The organism is Aliidiomarina haloalkalitolerans (assembly GCF_003987315.1).
Taxonomy (GTDB): Bacteria; Pseudomonadota; Gammaproteobacteria; order Enterobacterales; family Alteromonadaceae; genus Aliidiomarina; species Aliidiomarina haloalkalitolerans.
This window is the reverse complement of sequence record NZ_PIPI01000007.1, coordinates 131,157-157,346: the sequence shown is the minus strand read 5'-3', so window position 1 is coordinate 157,346 and position 26,190 is coordinate 131,157. Positions and strand designations below refer to the sequence as shown.

Below are 26,190 nucleotides of genomic sequence, written 5' to 3'. Positions count from 1 at the left end.
GCTTACCAGTTGATTTAGTTAGAAAAAGAACGGAATTTCGGTATTCCGATCACCGATTACGGGAATCCGAACAGCGATTTCGGAAAAAGGCTAAAAGTGATCGGATAAAACCGAAACAGGTGATCGGTTTAAACCGAAACAGGTGATCGGTTTAAACCGAAATGGGTGATCGGTTTAAACCGAAACAGGTGATCGGTTTAAACCGAAATGGGTGATCGGATTGAACCGAAATGAGTGTTCGGATTCATCCGAAACATGCACTTTGAGCCTCAGCTCGTGAAAAAGCACCAGACGCATTTAACCGATGAGCTCGAGCGTAAAATTATTGCGCTGTTTTCGCTGGGTACCAGCTATCAAGATATCCGCATGCACATCGAAGATTTGTACGGAATTAATGTGTCGAACGGCACCATCAATGCGGTCACCGATAAGCTACTGCCAGAGCTTCAGGCTTGGCGTGAGCGGCAACTAGAAGCTGTTTATCCCATCGTCTGGCTCGATGCTATTCACTATAAAATCAAAGAGAATGGGCGCTTCATCAGTAAATCGGTGTACACCATTCTCGGCCTCAATGTTGAAGGTAAAAAAGAGCTGCTCGGCCTTTACCTGTCCGAGTCAGAAGGCGCGCACCACTGGCTTAGCGTACTCACCGACCTACATAACCGAGGTGTCCAAGATATTCTTATCGCCTGCGTCGATGGCTTAAAAGGCTTCCCTGAAGCCGTCGAAAGTATCTTTCCGAAAACTGAAGTCCAGCACTGCATCATTCACCAAATTAGTAACTCGCTGAAATACGTCGCCAGTAAGAACCAGAAAGCCTTCATGGCCGACTTAAAGTGCGTGTACAAGGCAGTGACACTCAGCGCTGCAGAGAGCGCCCTAGACGACTTAGAAGCCAAATGGGGTGACAAGTATCCCATCGTGATAAAGTCCTGGCGCAGCAAATGGCTGACGTTATCAGCGTACTTCAAATACCCAGACTACGTGCGCACTGCCATTTACACGACCAACGCCGTTGAGGCTGTGCACCGCCAGTTTCGCAAGCTGACCAAAACCAAAGGTGGCTTTACGAACGAGAACAGCTTGCTCAAGCTGCTTTACGCTGGTATGTTAAAAGCGTCTGAGCGCTGGTCACACCCAGTTCAAAACTGGAACCTAACGCTGTCGCAACTGAGCATCCACTTCGAAGGCCGACTGGATGATCACATAGACCTATGAAAACTTGGCTGACACAGAATATTGAACACCCTCGCTTGATGTCATGGAAATACGCTATCACCAATCAAGCACCATCATCGCTAGCCAAATCCCACCAGCGAATGGTACAAGTTGATACCCAGTCCGACCATTGCTGACGCCTTACTTGACGGATTATTGCACAACAGCCACCGAATAGAACTGACAGGAGAATCTATGAGAAAGCTAGACTAATCTGATCACTTAGCGTAAAAAGAGGATTATGAAAAAGAACGGCTAACAGGTGATCGGATAACTCCGGAATCGCTGTTCGGAATCACCGAAATATGCAGAATCATGGGTTATTGTCGATATCGCATCTATTTTAGCTTTGTATTTTGCATTTGTTCATAAAAAACATAGTGAACTCTCGTAAACTCTATAGCTACCCAATCGAACCAGCCTCACCCTAAATTCGTTAGCCTGGATTCATTAAAAGCTTTTATCCAGAAAATTTGGAGAGATGTAATTTTGCCATTTGACATATTATCTGATCTAGTTTCACTGCTTAACGGACCATTAAATAAAAAAACGGAAGGCAAAACAGGCATAAGCCTTGAGCCAGTCGTTGAGAACGCACTCATTTCCATCAGTTCGAAACACAACATTCAAGAAATCGTTTTAATATCGGGCCATAAATTCCCTGATATTACATTTAAAGTAAACGGCCGAACTTTCGGATTAGAAGTAAAAACTACTTCTTCACAGCGATGGAGCAGCATGGGCGGAAGCATAATGGAGACCACGAAAATAGAGGGGCTTGAGGACATATTTATCTTGTTTGGAATGTTTGGTGGAACTCGTCCAGAGTTTAAATGGCGGCGTTTTGAGGAGTGTGCTGACAACATCAAGATAACACATAGTCCAAGATATACAATTAATATGGACACTCCAGACGGGGGTTCGATATTCAATAAAATCGGAGTCAGTTATGAGCAAGTTTCAGGGTTAGAAAATAAGTTTTCAGTTTTTAGGTCGTATTTAAAGTCTCAAGCAAATCCCGGTGAAGATGTATGGTGGCTGCCAGAATCGGAAGAAATAGATGAGCAACAATCATCTTTCGTCAAAGCATTTGATTCATTAGATAGCTCTCTTCAAACTAGAATTACAACCGAGATATTGGTTTTATTTCCAGAGTTATTTGGAAATAAATCAAGGTCAAAATATTATCGCGCCTCAGCCTATATGGTATCTCGTTACTCTGTTACAGATCACTGTCTTAGAGACCGATTTACTGCGGGCGGAAAGGTTTATGTCGCCGAAATTGGGGAAAAAGTCCCTAAGATGATGTGCTTCTTGTCTGACGAACTTGTTTTTCAGAGCCTCATCGATTGTTTAAATAATCTCGACTTGGAACTGTTAACTGAGTACTGGGAGATACCAACGGCGGAAATCTCCCAAAACGGCAAAGTAAGGTCATGGTATAAACTATTAAAAAAACAAATCAATAATAACAACGCCTATTATCTTGGACCATTGTTACGCTCTGCCTTCAGAAAATATATCGTGCCAAATTAACTCCAATCTTTTTGCAATATTAAACGCTAAAAGTGGGGGCACAGCGTTTCCGATGACTTTATATGCTCCAGATGCAGACAAAGGGTAATTTTCGTCCTTTGTCTTATTCCTCACAAATTTAAATTCATCAGGAAACGTCTGTATTCTTGCACACTCCCTTACAGTTAAACGACGCTCTAACTTTCCTCGAAGTAACTCATTAATATATCGTCCTCCTTTATCTGAAGCTAGTCGGCGATATTCAATATTCCCATGATGTTCTGCTCTTATTGTCGGTGATAACCCTTCAATGTCGACTTCTATCTGGCCTTGGGAGCCAGGACAATAGCGGGCTTTGGAGTACTTTTGCTGCGCAGGATCTTCACTCTCTTCAGGTTCTTGCAATCCCCTAAAGTAATGTTTTACTTTAGTGTACGGCATCAAATCTATTCCCTCTTTTGAATGAGTTACTTGCGGATAAATATCTACTTCACCTGTATTTATCGCTTCCTCTACTCCGGGCTTTAAATAACTCTTATTTAACCCAATAAAAATTATTCTTTCTCTTTTCTGTGCCACGCCATAATCTGCGGCATTTAAAACTCTTGCAGGGACTACTAAAAAACCATTCTCATCGATTGATGAAAAGTCCTTCTCGATTATCCTTTTGGCTTCACCTAAGCTAATCAAACCTTTGACGTTTTCAGCAATGAAAACTTTCGGCTTTGTAATTTCAATAACTTTCCGCATCCAAACATAAAGTTTACCACGTGTTTCTTCTAGCTCATCAGTAGATACGGCTTTATTTAGATGATTCTTGTGCGAATGAAAGCCGTTTCTTTTACCTGCGACACTGAAATCTTGGCATGGGAAACCACCCGTAACTATATCGACATTAGAGGGGAATATCTTTTCTCCCATAGTTGCCCGTTTTACCAGATCTACAATACTCTCATTGCGGAAAATACTCGCTGCCTGCAAGCCTCGCTCTTCTCCAAAGTAGCCTTTCCATGCGGCTTCTGCGTTCGGAAGAATATCATTAGAAAAAACGGTTTCGAATGATGTAGGTTCCAAATAGACCCACTCGTCATCTAGCGCTTTCCACCCATTTTTATGAATTCTAGGATTGACAGCTTCCTTGGGAACTTTAAAGCCACCCTCAAAACCAAGGTCCATACCTCCACAACCACTAAACAAAGAAAGTAACCTTTTATTTTTCATATAGTTAACCCCAGACAACTTTATTCTTTTTTAATGATATCATAGAGGATTTCAATTGTCGCGTGTTTTCTGAAGTTAACTGCCATTTAGATCTATATTTTATAAAGAGTTTGATTCTCATAAGTTAAAGGTATTAATTTTTTTAAAATAAGTGCAATAAATCAATCAGTTAACAAAAGACAGGTGAGTATTGTTAGCTTTTGTAGCCATTATCTTATAAAGATCACTCAATATTCTGGATCTTAATATTGGTTGAAATTTATAAATAATTGATATTGTTGAGTTTGGATGGTCGAGATGAGCCGGAAATGAAACTTTACCCACCAGTTTACCCACCACTTGGTTTGGGTAAGGGGTTTGTGCTGTCCATGCGACGCAGCTAAGTGAGCAAGGCCCCTCGAGCCACTTTCATATCTAGTGGGTGGCATTCAACTATTTGTTAACGTTTCATCTCTAATAGTTCGTAGAATATTGAAGACTCACCTGTAATAGGGTTCTCAGTTTCAGTGACTTGGCAGTGGAGCGTTACCTCTTGCTCAAGATGGAGCTCACTGACGATCGGGAGTAAGCGCTTGGGGTAAAGCACCCTTATCAGATTACCCTCGTGAGACCTCAGATCTATTTTTTCACGCTTACTCAGGAGCTCAATTTTTCCGTGAAGCATGACTTTCTCTTCTTCGACAATTTCAGTGACCTCAAGTGCGGAAGTTACTGAGTCCATAACTTCTCTATTGCCGTTCCAACGCCAAATCTCTTCACCCGCATATGTCCATGTAAATTCAAGTTCTGCATCATAAGAGCGAATGACCTTCAGAAACTCACGTAGACTCTTTGATCCGGACGGACCTAGGTCATTAACAGAATTAAGAAAAGCTTGTCCTTCTCCTGAAGATGCTAAGACAGAAAACACTCGCTCTATTGCTCCTTTACTCAATCCATCATTGAGCAGGTCTCGATTCGCTGCTGCCGAAACTATAAATCTGGAAGAGCCAGGCAAAATCCCTTCCAATCGCAAATCCAATTCCGTATATAAATCTTTTGGCACCCTTTTCCGATTCATACCGCCTTGCAGCAATCGAAGCGCAGCATAGCCGAGGGTCTTACGAACCTCTTCTGTTAACTTAGAAACCAACGAAAGTGGAGCACTACCTGTTTTCAAACTAGGGGCTTTTATTCGAAAATCTAACATTTCGAACGCTGGGCTCAGTTTCGATGTGAGTTCTATCTGAGCTAATTCGTTTACGTGGCATTGGAGGGAGTTCGCAGTCAATTTATAAGCAAAACTACCTTCATTTGCCTTTTGTTTGGCCTGCTCTAAAAGCTCCTTAACCTGCTTTACTCTTTGATTGATTTTATCACTCATGCTACCACCATAACCCGAGCAATTCCTTTAGGGCGTTCATTTCTATCGAAGCCATACCAACCACGCCAGTAACTTCGCATGTCGTGATCTTCTGCCACACAAAAAAGCACATCCAACCCAAAATGCTGCTTGACTGATGCCCTATCTGTTAAGGCTTGAAACATCTTCTGCTTTTCAGGGGGCAATGCATCTAGCTCTGTCTCGGGCGAAAATACAACTAAATCAATGTCATTCGGATTTAGTTTATTGGTTGTAAAAGAGCCATCTATCCACAATTCAATCGAAGCACCTAAGCCAGATAAATATTTTACGTATGTTTGGAGATTGGCTATCAGTGGAGCCCGCGTCTCTGATCCCACAAAATCTTTCAGAAAATGATTTCCAATCTCACTTAACTCAAAGTCGTGTATTCCTGGTTCTAATATTGGTTGTTCTTCCATGTCAGACTCTTATTTTGTAGTTAACGGCCTTGTTAGCCTTCATGCCCTAGGCCTCCCAAGTACGATGGAATCATACCAAGAGATTTGACTCTATCTAACTCTTTGTTAGTGAGGTGGCGAGATACATATGGAAACACTTGAAGAAGAAACTCCTTCAGGCCTTCAAAAGCTTCATCCGAATAGACCACACCAGAGCGTTGTTCATTCATGATGCTCATAACCCACTTAATATATATTGTGGGCATCATGACATCAGAAATATCTTCCCATCCATCTACCAAGTTGTTGTTTTGTTTTCTTATATAAGCAGAAAGCGCAGAATCACAGTGCCCTCTGCACGTCCAGAATACATGGTCGAAATGCTCCTTCTCATTTTCATAATCAGTTCGCATTCTCGACCAAAGCGTTATTACCCCGTTATCGTCTTGGTCGAAAAGCTCTTTCTCGCATACTTTGCATTTCAAGCTTGGCTTCTCAACGAATATTTTTGCCGGTTGTGGATTTTCTGTTTTCCACTCAGAAAGTGATTCAGGAAAGTACCTTTCGGCTATTTCAAGGCCTTTGGCTGAGTGAAGTAGCTGGCCCTCGATTTTTTCTCTATCAAAGACTTGATACTCGATCTTACCTTTCATTCCCTCAAGATTTGTTGATAGTCCTGTGCTAGCGAGGGTTGAATAGAAGCCAATAAAACCCTGGCACTCATTTGCCTCGACTCTATCTCGAATATTGGCATCGTCAGTTGGTGAAACAGAATTTCCACTAAACGCCTTGTGCTTGCAGCTTACAAGCCATCTGATTATGGTTTCGCCACCTACACCAGTACGCTTTTCTTCAACAATTAAATCAACTCCACCATCAGCACCTCTGTCTGGATCGGTTATGATCTTATAACCCATAAAAGAGAGAAAATCGCGAGCAAACAGTTCAAATGTATCTTGCATTCCACTTGCATTGTGAGCTTCAGGTATCTCTTTGAAATTTAAAACAGCCAATTTGTTGCTCCGTTTTATTGAGGCTCACGCCGCGCACATCAATGCGAGCTTGCGAGCGTCCGACAGCCGAAGGCTGTTTAGTGCTGCGCTTGGTTATAGATTAGCTAAACCAACGCTGTGCAATTATCAATAGCGTAATACCTACAATTAAGCCGACAAATACCGATCCGAAATGCTTACAAATCAGTTTTACTGGTGCGCGAACAAAACGAGCTGTCCAATGGAAGTCTGGGCTGTCGGGCTTATCGAAGCCTTCAGAAGGATCATAGACCCCAGTACCTTTTCGGATACTCTGTCGGCCAGACTCGCCTCCGTGCCACCACTTTAGAATTGCATGAGTGAACCTGTAGGCTTTGGAGCGTCCTTTAACTTTCGTCATCACCCAAATCTCTCTGTGTCCATAACATTGTATTAATGAGCATGCCTCTGATCTTTAATACACCAGCATGCACACTTTATTGTTCTTTAAACCTATCTGCTATCGTCCCCTTATTTACCCTAGAACCCTGACAGGTAGGAAAAACTTGTAAACAAGCACAAAAATACGGCGGCAATGCAGCGAAACGAGAATTCAAACAGGCGAAGAAAAACTTATGAGGAGGGCTCTTCCTTGAGGAAACTACTGAGCTGGCTCAATAATCGCTCGCCATAATTCCGTCGGCGTGCTTTGTTACTAATGTTTGAGATTACTAAAGCCGCGGCAGAGGAGCAAGGGATATTTCTGGGCACAGACATTCATGTTCAACAACACGGAGAGTATTGACATGACAAGTTCTGGTGTCGATGTTATTTGATTTCTTCGACAATTCTCAAGTCCATGAGTATCTGAACAGCTTAACAATACTAGGCTACACCCAGCGAGGCGGCAATGTCGGTGACTGTTTTCGTTGGCGGATTCTTTCCGTGATGGATAAGAAGCGAAACGAGTGATGGTGGAGCTTTCTTCGTTTGCCGGTTCTTATCCTAGACTCAGGACCGTTATTCAATATTTTGGACTTGGGTATACAAGTAAAGTACACAGAAAATTAATAGCATTCTTGAAGATACTGGCTCAACTTGAAATTATTCCTACCGACTCACCAATTCTCTGTCCATAACTAGATCACTTAGATAAACCACGGTTCGCTGCTTCTTGGTAGATTAGCTTCTCAATAAGTTGGCTTTGCAGCCTGGGCCCACCCGCCATTTCTGTTAGTAGGTTTTTGGCTTCAAGATCCAAAGTCAGATTAATACGCGCCTTCTTGCCATCTGACTTGACCCGCACAGAATTCTTGTAGGCCTTCTTCGCCTTCTCATACTCCGCCAATTTGACGTTGTGGGATCGATCAAGAAGCTCAAATTCTGCAAATATTCTTTCCCACTTGAAAGCCAGCATTCGTTCGCTTATCAAGTAAGGAAGCGAAAGTTCCTTTTTTAGGTAGGACCAGAGCCAGTCGAGCTTTTCCTCGGAGTCCCCTTTCGCGAATGTAAACCATTGGCTAGATTTCGCCGTCTGAACTCTGATGTTTAGATTTCTCAAAACTTGCTTCTTAACATCAGTTTTTTGGCACGAGGTGATAAAAAATTCCCATAAGCACTGGCGAATCTTCTCCTTGCTTGAAGGAGTTTGATCCAACCCCAAGCTGATGTAATCCGGATTAAGAACGAGCCCGTCCCCAAATATTGCATCTTGCTCATCTCGCCAATCACGAGGCGAAAAGCTATTAATAGTAAACGATCCGTTCATATTAACGATAACACTAGTTCTTACAAGAATCAGCCAAGAAGTGTATAACATCGATGTGTCTAGTTCATCGATCCAGCGCAGATCGGCATCCTGAAAATTAGGTACCTCTAAAATTCTTTCAAGCTTCGAGAGTAATTGTTCACTCCCGTCCTGTTTACGATACACTCCACGTAACCAGGTACTGATTAACTGTCGTTTTTCCTCGATAGTGGGCGGCTCAATCGTAGGGGGTAAAATACCTCTATTAAAGAGCTCCGCGTACATCAAATGAACCTTCGCTTTACCTTTCGGCAAGTGCCGATTAGCAAAATCGATTGCCGGACTTCTTACCGCCATTAATAATTCCTCAGAAACTCTTCAATGTGCCCGCGTCCACAAAACTGCCATGGTCAAAACACAACCAGAAAAAAGGCAGTGGCAATATGCATTGTTAGGCAAAAAATATAATTAACACTACTAAAAAACTCAATGAAAACATTCAAAACAACCATAAAAAACCACAAAACACCATGAAAACGCATTTTAAAACGCACTCTTAAAAGCTCGTGAGCTACTGTATCTAGAGGGTTTAAACGGGTATTGTACCGAGGTCGAGCGAAATTATAAGCCTCTTTTTAAATAGGCCACACTGACTACGTCTTTCAGTTAGGTTTTCTTAAAGTCTCAAAAGGCAAGGTTCCTACAGGTCATCTGGTTCGCCATCAGATTCAGAGCTCACGAAAAACCCTCTGCGTTGCATTTAACTTCGAAATCACCATTGCCTTAAAACGCGAGCATCCCGAATAGGATCACCGAGCCACATTGGCTGTTTATCAGCAGCGCATGTCGGTTTAGGTAATATATACAAATCAGTTAAGTCAGCAGTCATAAGTAATTGAAGCTAATAGAAGAGGACAAGCTAGGTAATGCGGATTGGTCTAAGCCAATCCAAGATAACTAATAAATTTTTACAGGTGTGCAGCTTCCTATGAAACTCAAATACAGCATAGGAAGATCCAATGAACAAACGTTTGGCAGCCAATCGCAATTTAAACCTTCACTACGAACCAACCTACAAGGGATTTGCTTGTAATCAATCACAAGGTCCCCTTATCGTTGAATACCTGGATGCTAACTTGTCGGTAATGAATGGAGCATTGAACGACCACCCTCGGACACTCGTAGTTCGCATAGATTTACTGTTCCCAAGGTTTTATCAGTGTGATGACGATAATTCGGTAATAACCAGATTCATCGAAAAGCTTCGCTACTGTATTAACGTAGACTGCCGACAAAGGCGCGCTAATGGCGCCAGAGTCCACGACACACGTCTGCGGTACATTTGGTGTAGAGAGGAGACAGATGAATCAAATGGTCATTATCACATGTTGCTGTTTGTTAACCGCGACACCTATTTTCAGCTTGGCAATTTCCAGAGCTTCGATAAAGGTCTTGCAGGTATGATTAACACCGCTTGGGCTTACGCATTAAAACTCGAACATTGGAATGCCATCGGGACAGTAAATTTTCCGGAGAATCCGCTTTACCATCTACAGGAGGGAAGCCCAGACTTTGCGCAGGTATTTCAAGACGTATTCTACCGCGCCAGCTACCTCGCAAAAGCAAAGACCAAGACCTATGGGAATCGGTATCGGTCGTTTGGTGTGAGTCAAATCTAACATGGTCACCTGCTCGGCTTTACAGTTAAACCGAGCAGGTTTAGTTTGTACCAAACAATCATGATAATAATTCAGTACATTGTACTCGAACCAAATTGTGCTCGTTCATGGTTTCTCATGTATACTTATCGTGCTATAAAATCGAAAGACCGTTGAACTCCAAGGACGTTACAGATGGCTAGCTCTGCTCAGTTAAAGGCCCTATTTCATGCACACATCTCAGGTGACTCTGAACGCTTCCGTTCTGTCGCACTTCAAGTAGCTGCGCACGAGGCAAAAATTGGGCATGTTAAACTGGCAGCGGAGCTACGCGAGTTGGCGAATAAGGCAAAACAAGAGCAGCAAATTGTATCGATTTCCAAAGGTCAACGCGATTCATCCGGACTCCTGAACATATCAAGCCCCTCGACCAAGCTTAATGACCTCATTCTTGCGGACGACGCTAGAGCACAGCTTGATCGCGTCATTAAAGAAGTTTCACATATAAACCACCTTCGCAGTCACGGACTGAATGCAAGACGCAAGCTTCTCCTTGTAGGCCCTCCCGGAACCGGTAAAACCTATACGGCGGCGGCCCTTGCTGGTGAGCTAGGTTATCCGTTGTTCGAAGTTCGGCTCGACGCAGTGATCACCAAGTTTATGGGTGAAACGTCACTCAAGCTTCGACAAATATTTGACTCAATCGAAAGTGTACGAGGCGTTTATTTCTTCGATGAGTTCGATGCGTTAGGTGCAGACCGAGCGTCTGGAAATGATGTAGGTGAAGCCCGCCGTGTATTAAATAGCTTGTTGACGATGATCGAACAGGATACGTCAACCAGCTTGATAATTTGCGCCACGAATTATAGCGAACTGCTGGACCGGGCTCTTTTTAGACGCTTCGATGACGTAATTAATTATCAGCTACCCTCCGTATCGAGTATCGAAAAGCTACTAGTGCGAAGATTAAAACCTTACGCTCCAACTCGTCTGGCTTGGCAAGCTTACGCTAAAAAAGCTTGTGGACTGAGTGCGGCAGATGTCAAAGTAATCGCGGACGATGTCGTCAAAGAGATGCTGATTAGTGACGTACCTAAATTCAGGGCCACTTGGCTCGACAGAGCAATTAAAGAGCGCATACAAGTTTCACGCTCGGAACGACAAGGTAGGTAGCAAAAATGGCAGACAAGGATCGTAAGCCTCATTTTTTTATCGGAAATAACGGAGTCCGATCCCCCCTAAAGAGAAAGGGCGGTGGAAGTGGCGCTGACAAATCATTACCAGCTATCAATCCCCTACTACACACGATTAACCTTACGGGCCAGTTAGCGGAGTTAACTTCTCTCGCAAACGAAATATCAATTGATGCACATAAAAATGACATTGAGCGCATCGGTATCCAGATCACCTTTGAAAGCTTCGAGGGATTTGAACTTGTCTTTAATAGCCTTGAGAATGCCACTCAAAAAATTGAGCTTCTTAACATCCAGTTGATAGATAGCAAATACTACGCAACTGTGTTTGTGCCTGAAGGCAAACTAACTTTTTTTCAGAAAAAATTACAAGAATATGCGGCGAACATTGAAACGGAGTCCCCATCCCACCGAGATGTGATAGAAAGTATTGAGGCTATCAAACGCGCCACGCTGCAAACCTTGTGGACTGATTCGCGTGAGCTATTTCCTGAAAATGCACACGAGCAAGTCGTCTGGGAAGTTTGGTTAGTGAAGGGAAATGGAACACCGGAACGAGAATTCAAAAAATTAGCAGCTCAAATGGAACTGCATGTATCACCACATCAGATAAATTTTCGTGAGCGAACAGTCGTCTATGTGACCGCCTCCGCTCACAAATTAAGTTCCAGTGTTCATTTACTTAATTGTATTGCTGAACTGAAGAAACCAAAAGAAACTGCCGAGTTTTTCGATGAGTTAACCATCGAGGAGCAGCGAGAGTGGACGACTGAATTAAAGACTCGCCTCGTCGACACTCGAGATGAAGAACACCCTCAAATTACTATTCTCGATACTGGGGTTAATATTGGCCATCCACTTATTGGTCCTTACTCTGATAAAGAGAACTTATTTACAGTGAACCAAGCGTTTGGAGCCACTGATAGTGATGGTCACGGCACAAATATGTCTGGGTTAGCACTTTATGGAGATTTGCAAACTGCCCTAGAATCACAGCAGCCTGTTGAAATTGGCCATTCTATCGAGTCGGTAAAAATCATTAATAAAGGCGGGGACAATAACAATCAGGCATATGGGGCTATAACGATAGAGGCAACAACCGCGCCCGAGACAGCAAAGCCGAATGTGAACAGAGTCTTCACAATGGCTATCTCCGCAACAGATACTCGAGACAAGGGTCGCCCATCGGCCTGGTCAGCTGCCATCGATGAACTATGTTTCAATAGACTTGGAGAACAAGACCCTAAACGTCTATTTATTGTCGCAGGGGGCAACTCAAGCCTTCAACCAGCAGATTTTCATCAGTATCCTGATTGCCTTGATTCGCAGTTGATACATGATCCCGGTCAGTCATGGAATGCTCTTACGGTCGGGGCGTATACAACGAAGGTTAACCTAACCGATCCAAACCAAGGGGCACCGCTCGCGAAATCCGGCGAGATCTCGCCATACTCTTCAACATCGACTGCATGGGAAGATAAAAAACCTATCAAGCCGGATGTGGTTTTTGAAGGTGGTAATGTTGCAGTCAGTCCGTTTGGTGGATTTAGTCATCCGTCTCTGTCTTTATTAACGACCGATCATGACATTCAAAATCGATTGTTCACCACGCTCTGGGCAACGAGCGCTGCAACAGCTCTGGCGGCAAATTTTGCCGCGCAAATATACTCTCGTTACCCAGACTTACGACCTGAAACTGTCCGTGGGTTAATGATTCATTCTGCTCAATGGACGGACGCGCTTAAAGCTCAAATTCAAGGGGGCCTAACGTCAAAGCAAATGGCTGCAAAATTGATGCGGAGAGTGGGTTATGGAATCCCTAATCTTGAAGTCGCGCTAGATAGTGCCAGCCAGAGAGTGTCGGTCATCATTGAAGATGAAATAAAGCCTTTTAAAAAAGGTACTAGCGCTCCCGGATTGAATGAGCTCGTCACACACGACCTACCTTGGCCAAAGGAGATTTTGCAAGACCTAGGGGCTCTACCAGTTAAATTGACAGTTACACTTTCATACTTTATCGAGCCAAACCCTTCAAATAGGGCGTTCTCAAGCAAGTACTCATACCAAAGCCATAACCTTATTTTTGATCTTAAGCGCTCTTTAGAGGGAGCTGATGATTTAGTTATGAGAATAAATAATGGCGCCGAAAGACCTCCGGAATTCCAAGTCCAAAATGATAACGGGGATTGGCTAATCGGCTCTAAGAATCGAGCACACGGGTCAATAGCCAAAGACGTATGGACCGGAACAGCAGCAGAACTGGCTGAACGTAACCAGATCGCTATAATTCCAACAGCAGGTTGGTGGAAGACTCGAGCGCCTCTGAAAATGTACGATGAAACAACACGATATTCCCTAATCTTAACCATTGAAACTCCCGAAAGTGAAGTTGACATCTACACCGCAGTCAAAGCGATAATCGAAGCTCAAATCGAAACCAAAATTGGGATTGATATCTGAGCAAAAATGAGGGGCTCGCCCCTCAAAGCTCCAACTCAACAAAGTCCCGATCGACATCCTCTTGGGTAATGCCGATATAACGCAGTGTCACGGCCTCTGAACTGTGGCGCAGCATCTTCATTACTCGAGCAAGGTCGTTCGTGTTTTTGTACAAATGGTAACCCCTCGTTTTTCGCATGGAGTGCGTACCCAACGCGAGCCCGACCTCCTCGCCTATCATTGAAATAGCGAGTGAAACATATCGGCGGCTCAGTGGTCTCGGTTCCTTGCGTAATGACCAGCGGTTACGGTGCGATTGGAACAGGTAAACATGGTCGGGGTATTCGGCCCGTCGGCGCTCAATGATTTCACGAGCTTTGTCGTTGAGTTTGATTGTCGCCAGTTTGCCGGTTTTACCTTCGGTGAGCACAACGCGGTCGGAATGAATGTCCTCAAAGCGAATTGAGAGCAAATCACTAATTCGAAGTGCAAGGTTTAGGCCTAGGTTCCACACATCGGCAATTTGTTGGCCATAGGTGCGCTCGAGTAAGTGGCTGACGAGCTTCACGGTATCAAGATTCTTCACAGCATGAACTTCACTCATGGCTATGTTCCTTATTTGTTGTCAGACGAAAAAAAAGGAACTTCAGAGCCTGTTCAGCCCCTCAGTTCCCGTTTTTAAAGGCTTCCAATGTTCCCAAAAGTACAATTTGGGAACTTAGAATGGGTGGATTTAACATGCCCTGACATCGGGGATGATTTTGACGTCGATTTCACGCAACGCATCAGCAATTTGATTGATCACTTGCTGGCGCGATAACGGCCCTTGGGTTTGGTGTAGTTCATCGTTGCAATGAATCGCAACGGCATAGGCCCGGTAGTAGCGAGCAAGGCTTTGAATCTTATCCTTGTCGACGAAGTAACTGTTAGCTAACCCATACTCGAGTTCAATGCCCACATTCGCCCGGTCATTGCTGGTCATAAACACGAGGCTAAACTGACTCGGCATCGAACGAAACGGTGATTCTGTTTGTTTCGGCCCTCGGAGTAAGTCATTGCGCTGTGGCTTTCGTAGTGCCGGTATTAATGCCAACGCAGCTACAGCAGCTTTAATGCCGATAACGATCCACTTCTGGGTTACTGGATTCAATGCACTCATTGCTATCCTCCTTTGAATTACAGTAAGCCACGTTCAGCAAAAGAGACGGTGTCTTTGCCGACGACGATGTGATCAAGGGTTTGCACATCAATGGTATCGAGTGCGGTTTTCAGGCGGTCAGTAACACGCTTGTCTGCGTCGGAAGGCTCAGCTACACCAGATGGATGATTGTGAGCAAAGATCACGGCTGCTGCGTTCGTTTCAACGACGGCTTTGATGATCTCACGCGGATAAACCGGCGCTGCATTGATGGTTCCGTAGAACAGTTCACGAAACTCAATGAGTTGATGCTGGCTATCCAGCAACATCACCGCAAACACCTCGCGTTCGCTATGCGCGAGTTTGAAGCGAAGAAAGTCCTTTACGGTATTGGGATTACAAAACGCCTGTCCTCGAGCAAGCTTATCTTCCAATAATTCGCTGGCGCGATGAAAGAGCTCCTGCTCGGTAAGGCGTCGTGTGGTGACGTAGTTTTTAGGTGGCTTTGGGGAATTGTTTTCTTGGTTGCTCATGGAATGATCCTTTCGGTTGAAGATTCATTCCAGTGATATAGGTTTGAAAAGTTTTCGAATGAAAAACGCCGTCTTATGACGGCGCTTGCTCCTCTGGCATTTTGTTGACCTCAACCGATTTCATCTTTCGCTTGTACTTTACGGTAACCGTTTTAGTCACGATGTTACGCGCGATCTCATAATCTGGGCTCCACGTAGCTAAGTTATGGATTCCCATCGCGGCTGCCGATGCAAGACCTGCAACAGCGGTCGGTCCCCAGAACGATGCGAGCATCGCGGCTTTGCGCCCTGCGGTAAATACACGTGACTTCATGCCAAGTTTATCAATCTGCTGCTCAACGATGCGTACCGTATCGTTCACGCTGAGGCTTTTGACCTCGAACGACTCACGCTTTGCTAGCAACGCCTTTATTTCATCAAAAGCTGTAGGCTCTGACTCGTAGACTATTTTCATACTCAAGTCCCTTTTCTAGTGGTTAGGGTCTAGCGTTTCATAGAAGAGTCTCGACACGAACAAATAGTGACGAGATGTTGGTTTTTGATGGTAGGTAGGCTTATTCGTGGGTTAGTCGACGTGATCACTTTGATCAATTCGCAGCAGGTCTAAGAGCATCTTGCGATATTGCTTGCCGATAGGGACCGTCTTTCCTCCTGTAAGAACACATTCGGTGTATCGACCCAATTCACTTTGTAGTCGCTGTAGATGAGCGAGGTTGATGATGAAGCTTCGGTGAACTTGAATGAAATGTGCAGGCAATTGCTCCTTTAAGCGAGTGAGCGTCATGCGATGAAAAACGTGCCCATTCAGCAGTTCGAAATCGACATAGTTACCTGACGCCTTAATGTGTGAAACATTCGACAAGCGAATCACTTCAACAATGCCCGGTGCTGACTTTGCAGCAAACAGTTCTTGGTGGATATCAAACATAGGCCCACCGGGGCTGTTGCTTGTTAGTAGTTTGGGTGTGCATACAAATCCCTCTTAATCGTGAATGCACACTGGGTGATATAGGTTTGAAAATTGATGGCTTGTCACTAGCACTGAGCGCTTGCGCATGGCCTGAACGCAGCCTGTAAAAATAATTTTCTTCATCCTGAAACCCTTGAATCCGTATGAGTTTCAGATTCTGGCAAAGTTGTTTCTCACTTAGCGGCTTATGCCACTAAAAGCGCTAAATGAGTGACCAAAGCACTCATTGATGTGACAAGCATCTTGAGAGGCTCACAACGATAAAAAATTACAGCTCCGCGCCATCGCATGACAGAAGCTAATTCGAAGGATTACCGTCATGCGCCTGATTAAGTTGGACGAAGTAAAGAGAAAGACGACCCTCAGCAGAACCAGTATTTACAAGCTCGTGGTAGAGAACATGTTCCCGAAGCCTGTAACGGCTATTGGCCGTAGCCGAGCCTGGGTTGAAGAGGAGGTTGATGATTGGATACGGGCACGGATTGCGGAGCGGAATTGCCCCCCAAGTAAAGCTCAGTCAGAGCATATGTAATGCGTACAAGTCATCCTTGCACCGAAACACTTCTCAGCGGACTCAAGTAAAATTAGCGACAACTGCATCATTAAACTCAAAGTTGGTTGCTCGATGGCATCATTCCTTTTATTGAACCCTAAACTCAAATTCGAGCGACCCTAACGAGCACTCGACGGAACTTTATTCCCAATGCTACAAAAAACCATAAGGCATGGACCATTGAGAGGACTGCTATAGATAGGATGATTTGCTGTGTTTTATCGGTAGTGAGGTGTCCTAAGAGTCCAAACACTACCACTACTAACCAGAGTGCCGCTGAAGTAAATGCTCCTTTCACCAGAACAGAGTAATGACGGGTTTGCCGCAACTTCAAAATGAAAGGCCTGTCCGCTATACCGACAAGCATTGATAAAGCAGTTAAGATGAATCCGGTTAAGGTGCCCGACAAAGCCACTAGTGTTGTTGCCGTGAGCCGAATGTCATCAAATGTATCGAAGCTGTAAAAAGCTAATGTGCCAGCCAAAAAAGAAAGCAGCCACTTAGTCAATTCTGTTGCCCGGTTCCCCAATAACTTCATATAAAGCATCTCTTTGTTCAACAAATGCAGCTTCCATCGCAGCAAACACCGCTGTCCGGATTGGATACCGACTTCCCATTGCTACATTTTGGCGTGACCGAATTCTGTCCGCAATTAAGTCAATAGGGTGATCCACTCCGTCACGAACTGCAGTAACCTTTGCAGTCCTAATTATTGGTGACCTTGCAAACGCAGAAGCAAAACTTTTTGCCCTCTCCTCTAGACTACGGCGTTCTACATCTGCTGCTGTTTTATGGCTAGTGATTTTCAAGGAAATATTTGCTCCACCAACTTCATCAAGCAAGTCTAATAAACGGCAGCCAAATTCATCTTCCGGGTACATTTCACGGTTTGTCGGACGAGAGAATGTTAAGTGTAAGGCGGTCGGCGTTAATTGACCAGTGAGCAAACGCTGAATCGCGTTAGCCTGGATCAGTGGGTTGAAGACTATTGCTTCGCCGACTACTGTGCTTAAATATTCCGCAAATTTGGCTTCACGACTCGCATGCCCGTTTAATTGATATGTCAAAAGATTATCTGCAGGCCTGTACGAAAAATAGTTTTTCTCGATAAGAGCCTCTTTTTCCTGCAAATCGATCTGCCTCTCTGCTCCACCAGGTTGGCCTATATGGGGTAAAAGATTTCGCCGGAATTTGGCAAACTCACCTCGAACAATTCCATTTACAACTGCTACGTCTCTGAGTTCATAAGCGTATGGGCCATCCTCCCAAGCCTGACCATAGCCGCCTCTTTGAACAATTGCATTTAAAAAGCCGAAAAAATCAAACTGAGATTCCGCCGCGAGGCCTATGCTGTAAAAATCGAAAGTGATAGTTTTTTCATTCGGATTAATCATTAAGCTCTCCCTTCAAGACTAAAACTTGTTTGCACCACTAAAGCAGTATATCGAGCCTATTTCAATTAGTAAGTGAAGTATTTGTCTGGGTAACTTAAGATTGGAGTCTAGAACATTTAGTTGGGATGCTTACTTGATATGCGCCCTTGCCAAGCCCGAGGAACGTACCTTTGAATACTGAAACCTACTCTCAAACCGCTTCCTTTATCTGGTCAGTAGCGGATCTTCTGCGCGGAAATTTCAAACAGTCTCAATATGGGCGCATTATCCTACCCTTTACCCTGCTGCGTCGTCTTGAGTGCGTTTTGGCTCCAACCAAACAAAAAGTTCTCGACGCTGCTGAGCTTCATAAAACCAAACCTGACGCGGTGCGCGAGAAGCTGCTCATTCGTGAGTCCGGACATCAATTTTTTAATTCGTCATCTTTAAGCCTCGAAACGCTCTCCGACACACAAACTGCGGAAGACTTGATTTCGTATGTGCAGTCATTTAGCGAGTCGGCTCGTGAGATTTTCGAGCACTTCAACTTCGAAGAGTTTGTACTGAGACTTGCCGAAGCTGACTTGCTGTATCAGGTTACCCAGCGCTTCGGTACGAAAATAGATCTGTCCCCTAGCACTGTTTCGAATTTTGGTATGGGTCTTATCTTTGAAGAGCTCATCCGCAAGTTTGCTGAAAGCTCAAATGAAACGGCCGGTGAGCACTTTACTCCTCGTGATTGCGTACATGCCGCCACATCGTTGCTCATGACAGGTCAGGAAGACGTATTAACACCGAACAGCATTATTACTATCTACGATCCAACAGCGGGCACCGGCGGGTTCTTGTCTGAAAGCGACGAGTACATTCAGTCAATTAGCGAAAAAGTAACCGTAAAGCTATTTGGTCAAGAGCTTAACCCCGAGTCTTACGCTATCTGTAAAGCCGATATGATGATAAAGGGTCAAGAGGTCGACAACATTAAGCTAGGCAATACGCTTTCAAACGATCAGTTACCACGAGAACGGTTCCGCTACATGCTGGCCAACCCGCCATTTGGCGTAGACTGGAAAGCGTCACAGCGCGTGGTCAACGATGAGCATAAGGCGAAAGGCTTTGGTGGTCGCTTTGGCCCTGGCTTGCCGCGTGTGTCAGACGGCTCGTTACTTTTCTTGTTGCATTTAGTCAGCAAAATGCGAGATCCCAAAGAAGGCGGCTCCAGAATTGGCATCGTGCTAAACGGCAGCCCCCTATTTACCGGCTCTGCGGGCAGTGGCGAGTCTGAGATACGCCGTTACTTACTGCAGAATGACCTGGTAGAAGCAATCGTAGCCCTGCCGACCGATATGTTCTTCAATACCGGTATCAGCACCTATATTTGGATTCTCTCCAATAACAAAAAGCCTGAGCGCAAAGGCAAGCTGCAACTAATCGATGGCAGCAACGATTTCGCCAAGATGCGAAAGTCGTTGGGTAGCAAGCGTAAATACCTGACTGACGAGCACATCAACAAGCTCGTGCGTCTATATGGCAACATAGCGGAAAACGATAACAGCAAGGTATTTACTAACGAAACCTTTGGCTATCGTCGCATTACGATCGAGCGCCCGCTTCGTTTGAATTTCCAAACAAGCAGTGAACGGCTTGAACGCTTACTTGATGAAAAAGCGCTGCAAAAACTCAGTGAGAGTGACATCAAAAAACTTCACCGTGCGCTAGCAAACATCGACCCAGAGCATTTGTTCATCAATCGAGAGCAATTCACCGATGCCATGAACAAAACACTAAAACAGGTAGAACTCAAGTTAACTGCTGCTCAACAAAAAGCAGTATTGAACGCATTAAGTGAACGCGACAATAGTGCCGATGTTTGCACCGACAATAAAGGCACCCCGGAGGCTGATAATACCCTGCGCGATTACGAAAACGTTCCATTAAGCGAATGTGTTCAGAAGTACTTTGAACGAGAAGTTAAACCACATGTCCCTGATGCTTGGATAGATGAAAGTAAGCGTGATGAGCAAGATGGCGAGGTTGGCATTGTAGGCTTTGAAATTCCATTTAACCGTCACTTTTATGTATTCGAGCCTCCTCGCCCGCTTGAGGAAATTGACGCTGACCTTAAAGAATGCACCGACAGGATCAAACAGATGATCGAGGAGCTGTCAGCGTGAAGTCATACCATGAGTATAAGAAATCCAACAGTAGGCTTACTAACAAAATACCAAAGGACTGGCGCGAAGCATCCTTAAAGCGCACAGTGGATGGTTGCATTAATGGCATTTGGGGAAGTGAACCTGATGGCAAGTATGATGTCGCTTGTATTCGGATAGCAGACTTCGACAGAGCTGCGAACTCTATCTCGACTGAAAAACTTACGTTCCGATCAGTTAGTTACTCAGAAAGAGCTAACCGCCTGATTAAACGTGGCGATTTATTAATCGAGAAATCTGGCGGTGGCGATAAAACACTAGTCGGCGCTGTTGCTATTTTTCAACATGACTTCGACGCTGTGACTTCAAACTTCGTTGCTAAGATGAGACCCAGAAAGGGCCATTCACCAGAGTTCCTGAATTATTGTTTTAACGCTCTCTACTCAAGCAACGTTAACTACTGCTCAATCAAGCAAACTACAGGCATCCAAAATTTAGACAGCGAAGCCTATTTACAAGAAAGAATTGGTGTTCCTAGCTATCCAGAGCAACAAAAAATAGCGCAATTCCTCGACTACGAAACGGCAAAAATTGACGCGCTGATTTACGAGCAAAAGCGGTTGATAGAGTTATTAAGAGAAAAGCGTCAGGCAGTTATCAGTCATGCTGTTACCAAAGGCTTGAATCCTGATGTACCTATGAAAGATTCTGGTGTTGAGTGGATTGGACAAATACCAGAACATTGGCACACGTTACCAATTAAATATGTGATTAACTCATTCGAACAAGGCTGGAGTCCTCAATGCTTTAATGAGCCTGTTTCTGATGAGAGTGAACTAGGTGTATTAAAGGTAGGATGCGTGAGGCATGGAAGATTTATTCACGAGGAAAACAAACGACTACCCCCAGGTCTTCCATTCAAAAACGAATTATCAGTGAGAGCGGGCGACCTCTTGATATCAAGAGCCAATACTCGCGAACTAGTAGGGAGTGTCGGTGTTCCATCGGTAAATCACGAAAACCTAATGATTAGCGATAAAATCTTTCGTTTAAGATTAAATAGCCAAGCTCTTCCAGAATTTTTATGCTTTTTTCTTACCACAGGGGTGGCGCGGCAACAAATCGAGCTTGCAGCTACCGGGGCAAGTGACTCGATGCTAAACATTGGTCAGTCAACAATTAAGGAGATGCCTTTTCCATGCCCACCAATGGAGGAACAACATCAAATAGTGGAAAAAGTGGTTAAAGCGAATTGGAAACTTCTTGAGCTCGCTGGTGAAGCAATAAAATTAGTAGAAAAACTTAAAGAGCGCCGCTCCGCCCTAATCTCTGCAGCCGTTACCGGCAAAATTGACGTACGCGACTGGCAACCGCCGCAAGGTTCCGATACAGTGGAGAAAAAGAATTAGTACAAACGGAGATGCAACATGGCTGACACCAAAGAGCGTCAGTTTCAAAAGGATATTTTAGCCAGTCTTGAGCAGAGCGGTTGGTTAGTTGGCTCTGCCAGCCAGTACGACAAGTTAAATGCCCTTTACACCGAAGACTTAATTGCTTTCGTTAAAGAAGCCTACCCGGACCGTTGGGAGCGCTTTTGTAAGCTCAACGCCGGTGATCCTGAAAAGCTTTTAGTTCAAGCTGCCACTAAGGGTATGGCTCGTGATGGTGCCTTGCATGTGCTCAGACACGGATTTAAAGCCATTGGCGGTACTATTAAGGCCTGTGCCTTTCGACCTGACCATGGCATGAACCCCGATACCGAGCGTCGTTATCACGCCAATCGTTTGCGCGTAGTCGAAGAAGTCTCCTACTCCCCTTACGCTCGCGACGGTGACTATAACCCGCGCATCGATTTGGTACTTTTCGTCAACGGCATTCCAACGGCAACCCTTGAGCTTAAAAGCGAGTTCAAACAGACCGTTGAACATGCCAAGCGCCAGTATAAGAAAGACCGTCCAGTCAAAGACCCTATTACCCGGATGCCCGAGCCGCTATTAACGTTTAAGCGCGGTGCCTTGGTGCATTTTGCTGTTAGCCAAGAAGAAGTTGCCATGACAACTAAGCTGGCCGGTAAAGACACCTTTTTCCTACCCTTCAACCTAGGCACGCTAGACGGCGGCAAAGGTAACCCAAGAGCAGAGCATGAAAACAGCTACGCCACCAGTTACCTGTGGGAGCGCCTATTCAATAAAGATGCATGGCTTAAGGTGATTGGTCGCTTCATGCACTTGCAGGTTGAAGAAAAAGATGGCTTTGATGGGCGCATAGAACGCAAAGAGACCATGATCTTCCCGCGTTATCATCAGTGGGATGTGGTAAACCAGCTGGTTGGCACCACCAAGCAAGAAGGCCCTGGTCAACGATATTTGATTCAGCACAGTGCGGGCTCCGGCAAATCAAACTCCATTGCTTGGGCTGCGCATCAGCTATCGTCACTGTATGCAGAGGATGGCAGCAAGCTATTCAATTCAATTATTGTCGTTACCGATCGCACCGTGCTTGATTCGCAACTACAAAAAACCATTCGGCAGTTTGAGCACGCAGATGGTGTTATTCGCGCCATTACCCGTGACGTGGGTAATAAAAGCAAATCTGAGCAACTGGCTGAAGCTCTACAAGAGCAAACCCGCATCATTGTAGTCACCATTCAGACCTTCCCAGCTTTGTATGATGCCATTGACAAGTACCCTGCTCTCAAATCCGGCCACTATGCAATCATTGCGGACGAAGCGCACTCGTCACAAACAGGCAGCTCAGCCAGCAAGCTAAAAGCACTGCTTGGCTCAGACAGGCCAGAAGGCGAAGACATCAGCGCTCAAGACCTCTTAGATGCCGCCGTGCAAGCTAGAATGCCGAACGAGCGCATTAGTTACTACGCGTTTACCGCAACCCCCAAGGGCAAAACCCTCGAGTTGTTTGGTCGTCCAGATGATCCGCATTCACCAATAAGCGACGACAATAAGCCGAAACCTTTTCACGTTTACACCATGCGTCAGGCCATTGAAGAAGGCTTTATTCTTGATGTACTGAAAAACTATACTACGTATGCGACCGCATGGAAGATTGCCCACCCTGATGGCGAAAATGAAGAGGTCGACAGCAAGAAAGCGCGCATGAAGCTGGCGCGTTGGGTGCGATTGCATCCTTACAACATCAACCAACGTGTTGAAATCATCGTTGAGCATTTTCGTGAAAACGTCCGTCACCTGTTAAGCGGCCAGGCCAAAGCCATGGTGGTGACTAGTAGCCGACAAGAAGCAGTGCGCTATCAACTTGCTATGAGCAAATACATCCAAGATAAAGGCTATCAGGATGTGCACGCCTTGGTGGCGTTCTCTGGCGAAGTCCCGGAAGACGAATACATAGCAGAAACTTTTACAGAAACCAGTGCCAGACTAAACCCAGGTCTCAATGGCCGCGCCCATGACAAAGCACTCGATACCGATGACTTCAACGTCATGATAGTAGCCAACAAGTATCAGACTGGGTTTGACCAGCCCAAGCTTTGCGCCATGTACGTGGACAAGAAGCTTCAAGGTGTTGAGTGTGTGCAAACGCTATCGCGCTTAAACCGCACTTTTCCCGGTAAAGACCAGACTTTCATCCTCGACTTCTTCAACAGTGAAGAGGACATACTTGAATCCTTTAAGCCCTACTACACCTCCGCAGAACTAGACTCGGTTACAGATCCACACATTCTATTCGACATCATGAGTAAACTAGATGAAGAACACATTTACCAATGGACCGAGGTAAAGGCTTTTGCGACTGCGTTCTTTGACCCGAAAGCTAACGCTACAAAGCTCGGATACTACTGCAAGCCTGCTAAAGAACGTTTTATGTCACGCTACAATCATGCTGTTGAAACACTACGTGATGCGAAGGCTATGAAAGCCCAAGCAGCGCAGTACTGCGATAAAAGCAGCCTAACAAAGGCAGAAGACTCAGTAAAAGCTGCGGGAGAAATGGTTGACCAGCTCGAGCTATTCAAAAAGAATCTTGGCAGTTACGTGCGAGTGTACGAATTTCTATCCCAAATCGTACCCTACAACGACAGCGACCTTGAAGCTTTGTGTGTGTACGCTAAAAACTTGCTACCACTGCTGCGTATCGAGCGTCTGGACGATTCAGACGACGTTGACGTGTCAGGACTCACCCTTACCCACTACCGCATGACTAAGAAGGCTGAGAAACAGATTAAACTCGGCGAAGGTGACACGGAATACCTAGCGTCAATTAAAGCCGTTGGTAGTGGTAAACCTCATGATCCAGAAAAGAAAAAGCTTCAGGAAATTATTGATACGCTCAATGATTTATTTGGTGCCGAGGTCAGTGACGAGGACAAGTTACAGTTCGCAGAAGGCATAGCCAAACGCATAAAACGGGATGAAGAAGTAATGGCTCAGATAGAGCGGCACTCAGAGGATGAGATAATGCATGGTCTATACCCTCAGCGTGTAACTGACCGCGTACTGGATGCAATGACTGAGCATGAGAAGCTTTCCATGGAAGTTCTCGAAAATCCGACTATTGCTTCTAAATTTTCGCGATTGATATTGACGATGCTGCGGGATATTGGAGGCTAAGTTGAAAAAAGAGTCGCCTAAGTTCAGGATTCGCATTGTAAGATTAAATATATCTCATCGTTCTCAACGCTCTTTCGAGCAGAAATTTCAGATCAAGGACAAAAGTAATCAGAAGATAATAGAAAATAATAAGGCCTTAAAAAAAATAGATTACTTTCGCTCAAAAGGAGTCGACATAAGAAAAACAAAAAAAAGATATCTAACTATATGGCTTCCCGAAAAATTAAACTTCTCAACTGACTTTGAGGTCACAACCCTTTATATAAATTCAATTCGATACTTAGTCGAGATGATAGGCAATAGAGAGTCAAAACTTAGACTTAGAAGCATTCGATTTGATAAGATCAAAAAAGCATCATCAGCCGCCGCTTTAGTATTAACGTCAGAAATATCAAAGTGGGACGGCAGAGTGAACCATCGCCTCATTCCTACAGTCCATCACTGGGATCCTTTAATTTACCAGCAGTTTTCATCGCTCGGCTATTTTGAAATATTTCCTTCCTTAAAAGATAAGTTTAACTGTGAGAAAAACTCCGGAGATAACAATATCTTGCGATATATTAAAGGAACCATTGGTGAGCACGATAAGACTCGCCAACTGAAGAAAGGTATAAAGGAGCTCATAGGGAAGAAGGAGCTCGACAAATGGATCTTTCTTCACAGTGGTATTGGAGAAGCAATACTAAACGTAACTCATCATGCTTACCCTGAAGAACAAACACGCACCCATGAAAAGGATTGGTATCTTACCGCGTCCTTCAATAAACGCTCTCGAGAACTAAAAGTTTCCTTTTATGATCAGGGGGTAGGTATTCCTGCAACCTTACCTACTTCTCACGCTCGGGAGTACCTCAAGAGATACTTGAGAAGGCTTCGCCTTTCAGACGATTTTGACTCAATGATGATAAGAGCCGCTCTATCATACGGCAGAACACGGACTAATAAGGGAGATAGAGGTAAAGGTTTACAGGACATGCTACAATTTATCAAACAGCGGGGTAACGGATATCTCTCGATTATCAGTTCTCATGGGTTATGTAAAGTCACGGTTGAGTCTGGGGTGCAAACGATAAAGACGGTTGATTTCGACCAGAGTTTGCCCGGAACTTTAATCATCTGGTCAGTAACAGTTCCTTGATT

At 44.7% G+C, this 26,190-nt stretch carries 20 protein-coding genes and 2 pseudogenes; 11 read left to right on the top strand and 11 right to left on the bottom strand.

From position 1 onward, the window contains the following. Positions 1-258 precede the first annotated feature (258 nt). The 3 genes and pseudogenes from CWE06_RS10080 to CWE06_RS10070 all read left to right on the top strand — a co-directional run. Positions 259-1,218, top strand: a pseudogene (locus CWE06_RS10080) (IS256 family transposase); the annotation flags it as partial. Between the two features lie 105 nt (positions 1,219-1,323). Further along, positions 1,324-1,431: pseudogene (locus CWE06_RS12655) on the top strand (ATP-binding protein); the annotation flags it as partial. Positions 1,432-1,707: 276 nt separating this feature from the next. Beyond that, the gene (locus CWE06_RS10070) at positions 1,708-2,754 is read left to right on the top strand and encodes a hypothetical protein (RefSeq protein ID WP_126793715.1); all 1,047 of its coding nucleotides are present in this window, start codon (positions 1,708-1,710) and stop codon (positions 2,752-2,754) included. Here CWE06_RS10070 and CWE06_RS10065 read toward each other — a convergent pair. From CWE06_RS10065 to CWE06_RS10045, 5 genes are all read right to left on the bottom strand, one after another. Continuing rightward, entirely contained in the window at positions 2,716-3,954 is a 1,239-nt protein-coding gene (locus CWE06_RS10065; RefSeq protein WP_126793713.1) for a DNA cytosine methyltransferase, read from the bottom strand. The genes CWE06_RS10070 and CWE06_RS10065 overlap by 39 nt on opposite strands. Before the next feature lie 439 nt (positions 3,955-4,393). Next, positions 4,394-5,317 carry a hypothetical protein gene (locus CWE06_RS10060; RefSeq protein ID WP_126793711.1) on the bottom strand — a complete coding sequence of 308 codons (924 nt, stop codon included), beginning with the start codon at positions 5,315-5,317 and terminating at the stop codon, positions 4,394-4,396. Then, positions 5,314-5,757 (bottom strand): DUF6932 family protein, encoded by a 444-nt coding sequence (locus tag CWE06_RS10055; protein WP_126793709.1) that lies wholly within the window; start codon positions 5,755-5,757, stop codon positions 5,314-5,316. The genes CWE06_RS10060 and CWE06_RS10055 overlap by 4 nt, the downstream gene beginning before the upstream one ends. A 32-nt stretch (positions 5,758-5,789) precedes the next feature. After that, a complete protein-coding gene (locus CWE06_RS10050; RefSeq protein ID WP_126793707.1) occupies positions 5,790-6,749 on the bottom strand; it encodes a restriction endonuclease in 960 nt (319 codons plus the stop codon). Positions 6,750-7,851: 1,102 nt separating this feature from the next. Next, positions 7,852-8,811, bottom strand: coding sequence for a hypothetical protein (locus CWE06_RS10045; RefSeq protein ID WP_126793705.1), 960 nt, complete (start codon positions 8,809-8,811; stop codon positions 7,852-7,854). Positions 8,812-9,473: 662 nt separating this feature from the next. Here CWE06_RS10045 and CWE06_RS10040 point away from each other — a divergent pair. The 3 genes from CWE06_RS10040 (at position 9,474) to CWE06_RS10030 (ending at position 13,765) form a co-directional block, all read left to right on the top strand. Then, positions 9,474-10,133, top strand: coding sequence for an inovirus Gp2 family protein (locus CWE06_RS10040; protein ID WP_126793703.1), 660 nt, complete (start codon positions 9,474-9,476; stop codon positions 10,131-10,133). A gap of 174 nt (positions 10,134-10,307) precedes the next feature. Continuing rightward, the gene (locus CWE06_RS10035; protein ID WP_126793701.1) at positions 10,308-11,285 is read left to right on the top strand and encodes an AAA family ATPase; all 978 of its coding nucleotides are present in this window, start codon (positions 10,308-10,310) and stop codon (positions 11,283-11,285) included. 5 nt (positions 11,286-11,290) lie between these two features. After that, the gene (locus tag CWE06_RS10030; RefSeq protein WP_126793699.1) at positions 11,291-13,765 is read left to right on the top strand and encodes a S8 family peptidase; all 2,475 of its coding nucleotides are present in this window, start codon (positions 11,291-11,293) and stop codon (positions 13,763-13,765) included. 22 nt (positions 13,766-13,787) lie between these two features. On the opposite strand, the gene CWE06_RS10025 is transcribed toward CWE06_RS10030, so the two are convergent. From CWE06_RS10025 to CWE06_RS10005, 5 genes are all read right to left on the bottom strand, one after another. Beyond that, on the bottom strand, positions 13,788-14,348 hold the full coding sequence (locus tag CWE06_RS10025; RefSeq protein WP_126793697.1) for a tyrosine-type recombinase/integrase: 561 nt from the start codon (positions 14,346-14,348) through the stop codon (positions 13,788-13,790). Positions 14,349-14,477: 129 nt separating this feature from the next. Then, on the bottom strand, positions 14,478-14,903 hold the full coding sequence (locus CWE06_RS10020) for a hypothetical protein (protein WP_126793695.1): 426 nt from the start codon (positions 14,901-14,903) through the stop codon (positions 14,478-14,480). Between the two features lie 17 nt (positions 14,904-14,920). Next, positions 14,921-15,415: a RadC family protein gene (gene radC, locus CWE06_RS10015; protein ID WP_126793693.1), complete on the bottom strand. Its 495-nt coding sequence runs from the start codon at positions 15,413-15,415 to the stop codon at positions 14,921-14,923. 73 nt (positions 15,416-15,488) lie between these two features. Further along, positions 15,489-15,869 carry a hypothetical protein gene (locus tag CWE06_RS10010; protein WP_126793691.1) on the bottom strand — a complete coding sequence of 127 codons (381 nt, stop codon included), beginning with the start codon at positions 15,867-15,869 and terminating at the stop codon, positions 15,489-15,491. 111 nt (positions 15,870-15,980) lie between these two features. After that, a complete protein-coding gene (locus CWE06_RS10005) occupies positions 15,981-16,343 on the bottom strand; it encodes a LytR/AlgR family response regulator transcription factor (protein WP_126793689.1) in 363 nt (120 codons plus the stop codon). A gap of 361 nt (positions 16,344-16,704) precedes the next feature. Between CWE06_RS10005 and CWE06_RS10000 the strand changes: the two genes are divergently transcribed. Further along, entirely contained in the window at positions 16,705-16,917 is a 213-nt protein-coding gene (locus CWE06_RS10000) for an AlpA family phage regulatory protein (RefSeq protein ID WP_126793687.1), read from the top strand. Positions 16,918-17,438: 521 nt separating this feature from the next. On the opposite strand, the gene CWE06_RS09995 is transcribed toward CWE06_RS10000, so the two are convergent. Further along, a complete protein-coding gene (locus CWE06_RS09995) occupies positions 17,439-18,332 on the bottom strand; it encodes a DUF6731 family protein (RefSeq protein ID WP_126793685.1) in 894 nt (297 codons plus the stop codon). Positions 18,333-18,502: 170 nt separating this feature from the next. On the opposite strand from CWE06_RS09995, the gene CWE06_RS09990 reads away from it, so the two are divergent. Genes CWE06_RS09990 through CWE06_RS09975 form a run of 4 tightly spaced genes read left to right on the top strand, consistent with a single transcriptional unit; the run spans position 18,503 to position 26,188 of the window. Continuing rightward, entirely contained in the window at positions 18,503-20,485 is a 1,983-nt protein-coding gene (locus CWE06_RS09990) for a type I restriction-modification system subunit M (RefSeq protein WP_126793683.1), read from the top strand. Then, on the top strand, positions 20,482-21,873 hold the full coding sequence (locus CWE06_RS09985; RefSeq protein WP_198679087.1) for a restriction endonuclease subunit S: 1,392 nt from the start codon (positions 20,482-20,484) through the stop codon (positions 21,871-21,873). The genes CWE06_RS09990 and CWE06_RS09985 overlap by 4 nt, the downstream gene beginning before the upstream one ends. 18 nt (positions 21,874-21,891) lie before the next feature. Then, a complete protein-coding gene (locus CWE06_RS09980) occupies positions 21,892-25,050 on the top strand; it encodes a type I restriction endonuclease subunit R (protein WP_126793679.1) in 3,159 nt (1,052 codons plus the stop codon). A gap of 1 nt (position 25,051) precedes the next feature. Beyond that, positions 25,052-26,188 carry a hypothetical protein gene (locus CWE06_RS09975; protein ID WP_126793677.1) on the top strand — a complete coding sequence of 379 codons (1,137 nt, stop codon included), beginning with the start codon at positions 25,052-25,054 and terminating at the stop codon, positions 26,186-26,188. The last annotated feature ends 2 nt before the right edge of the window (positions 26,189-26,190 follow it).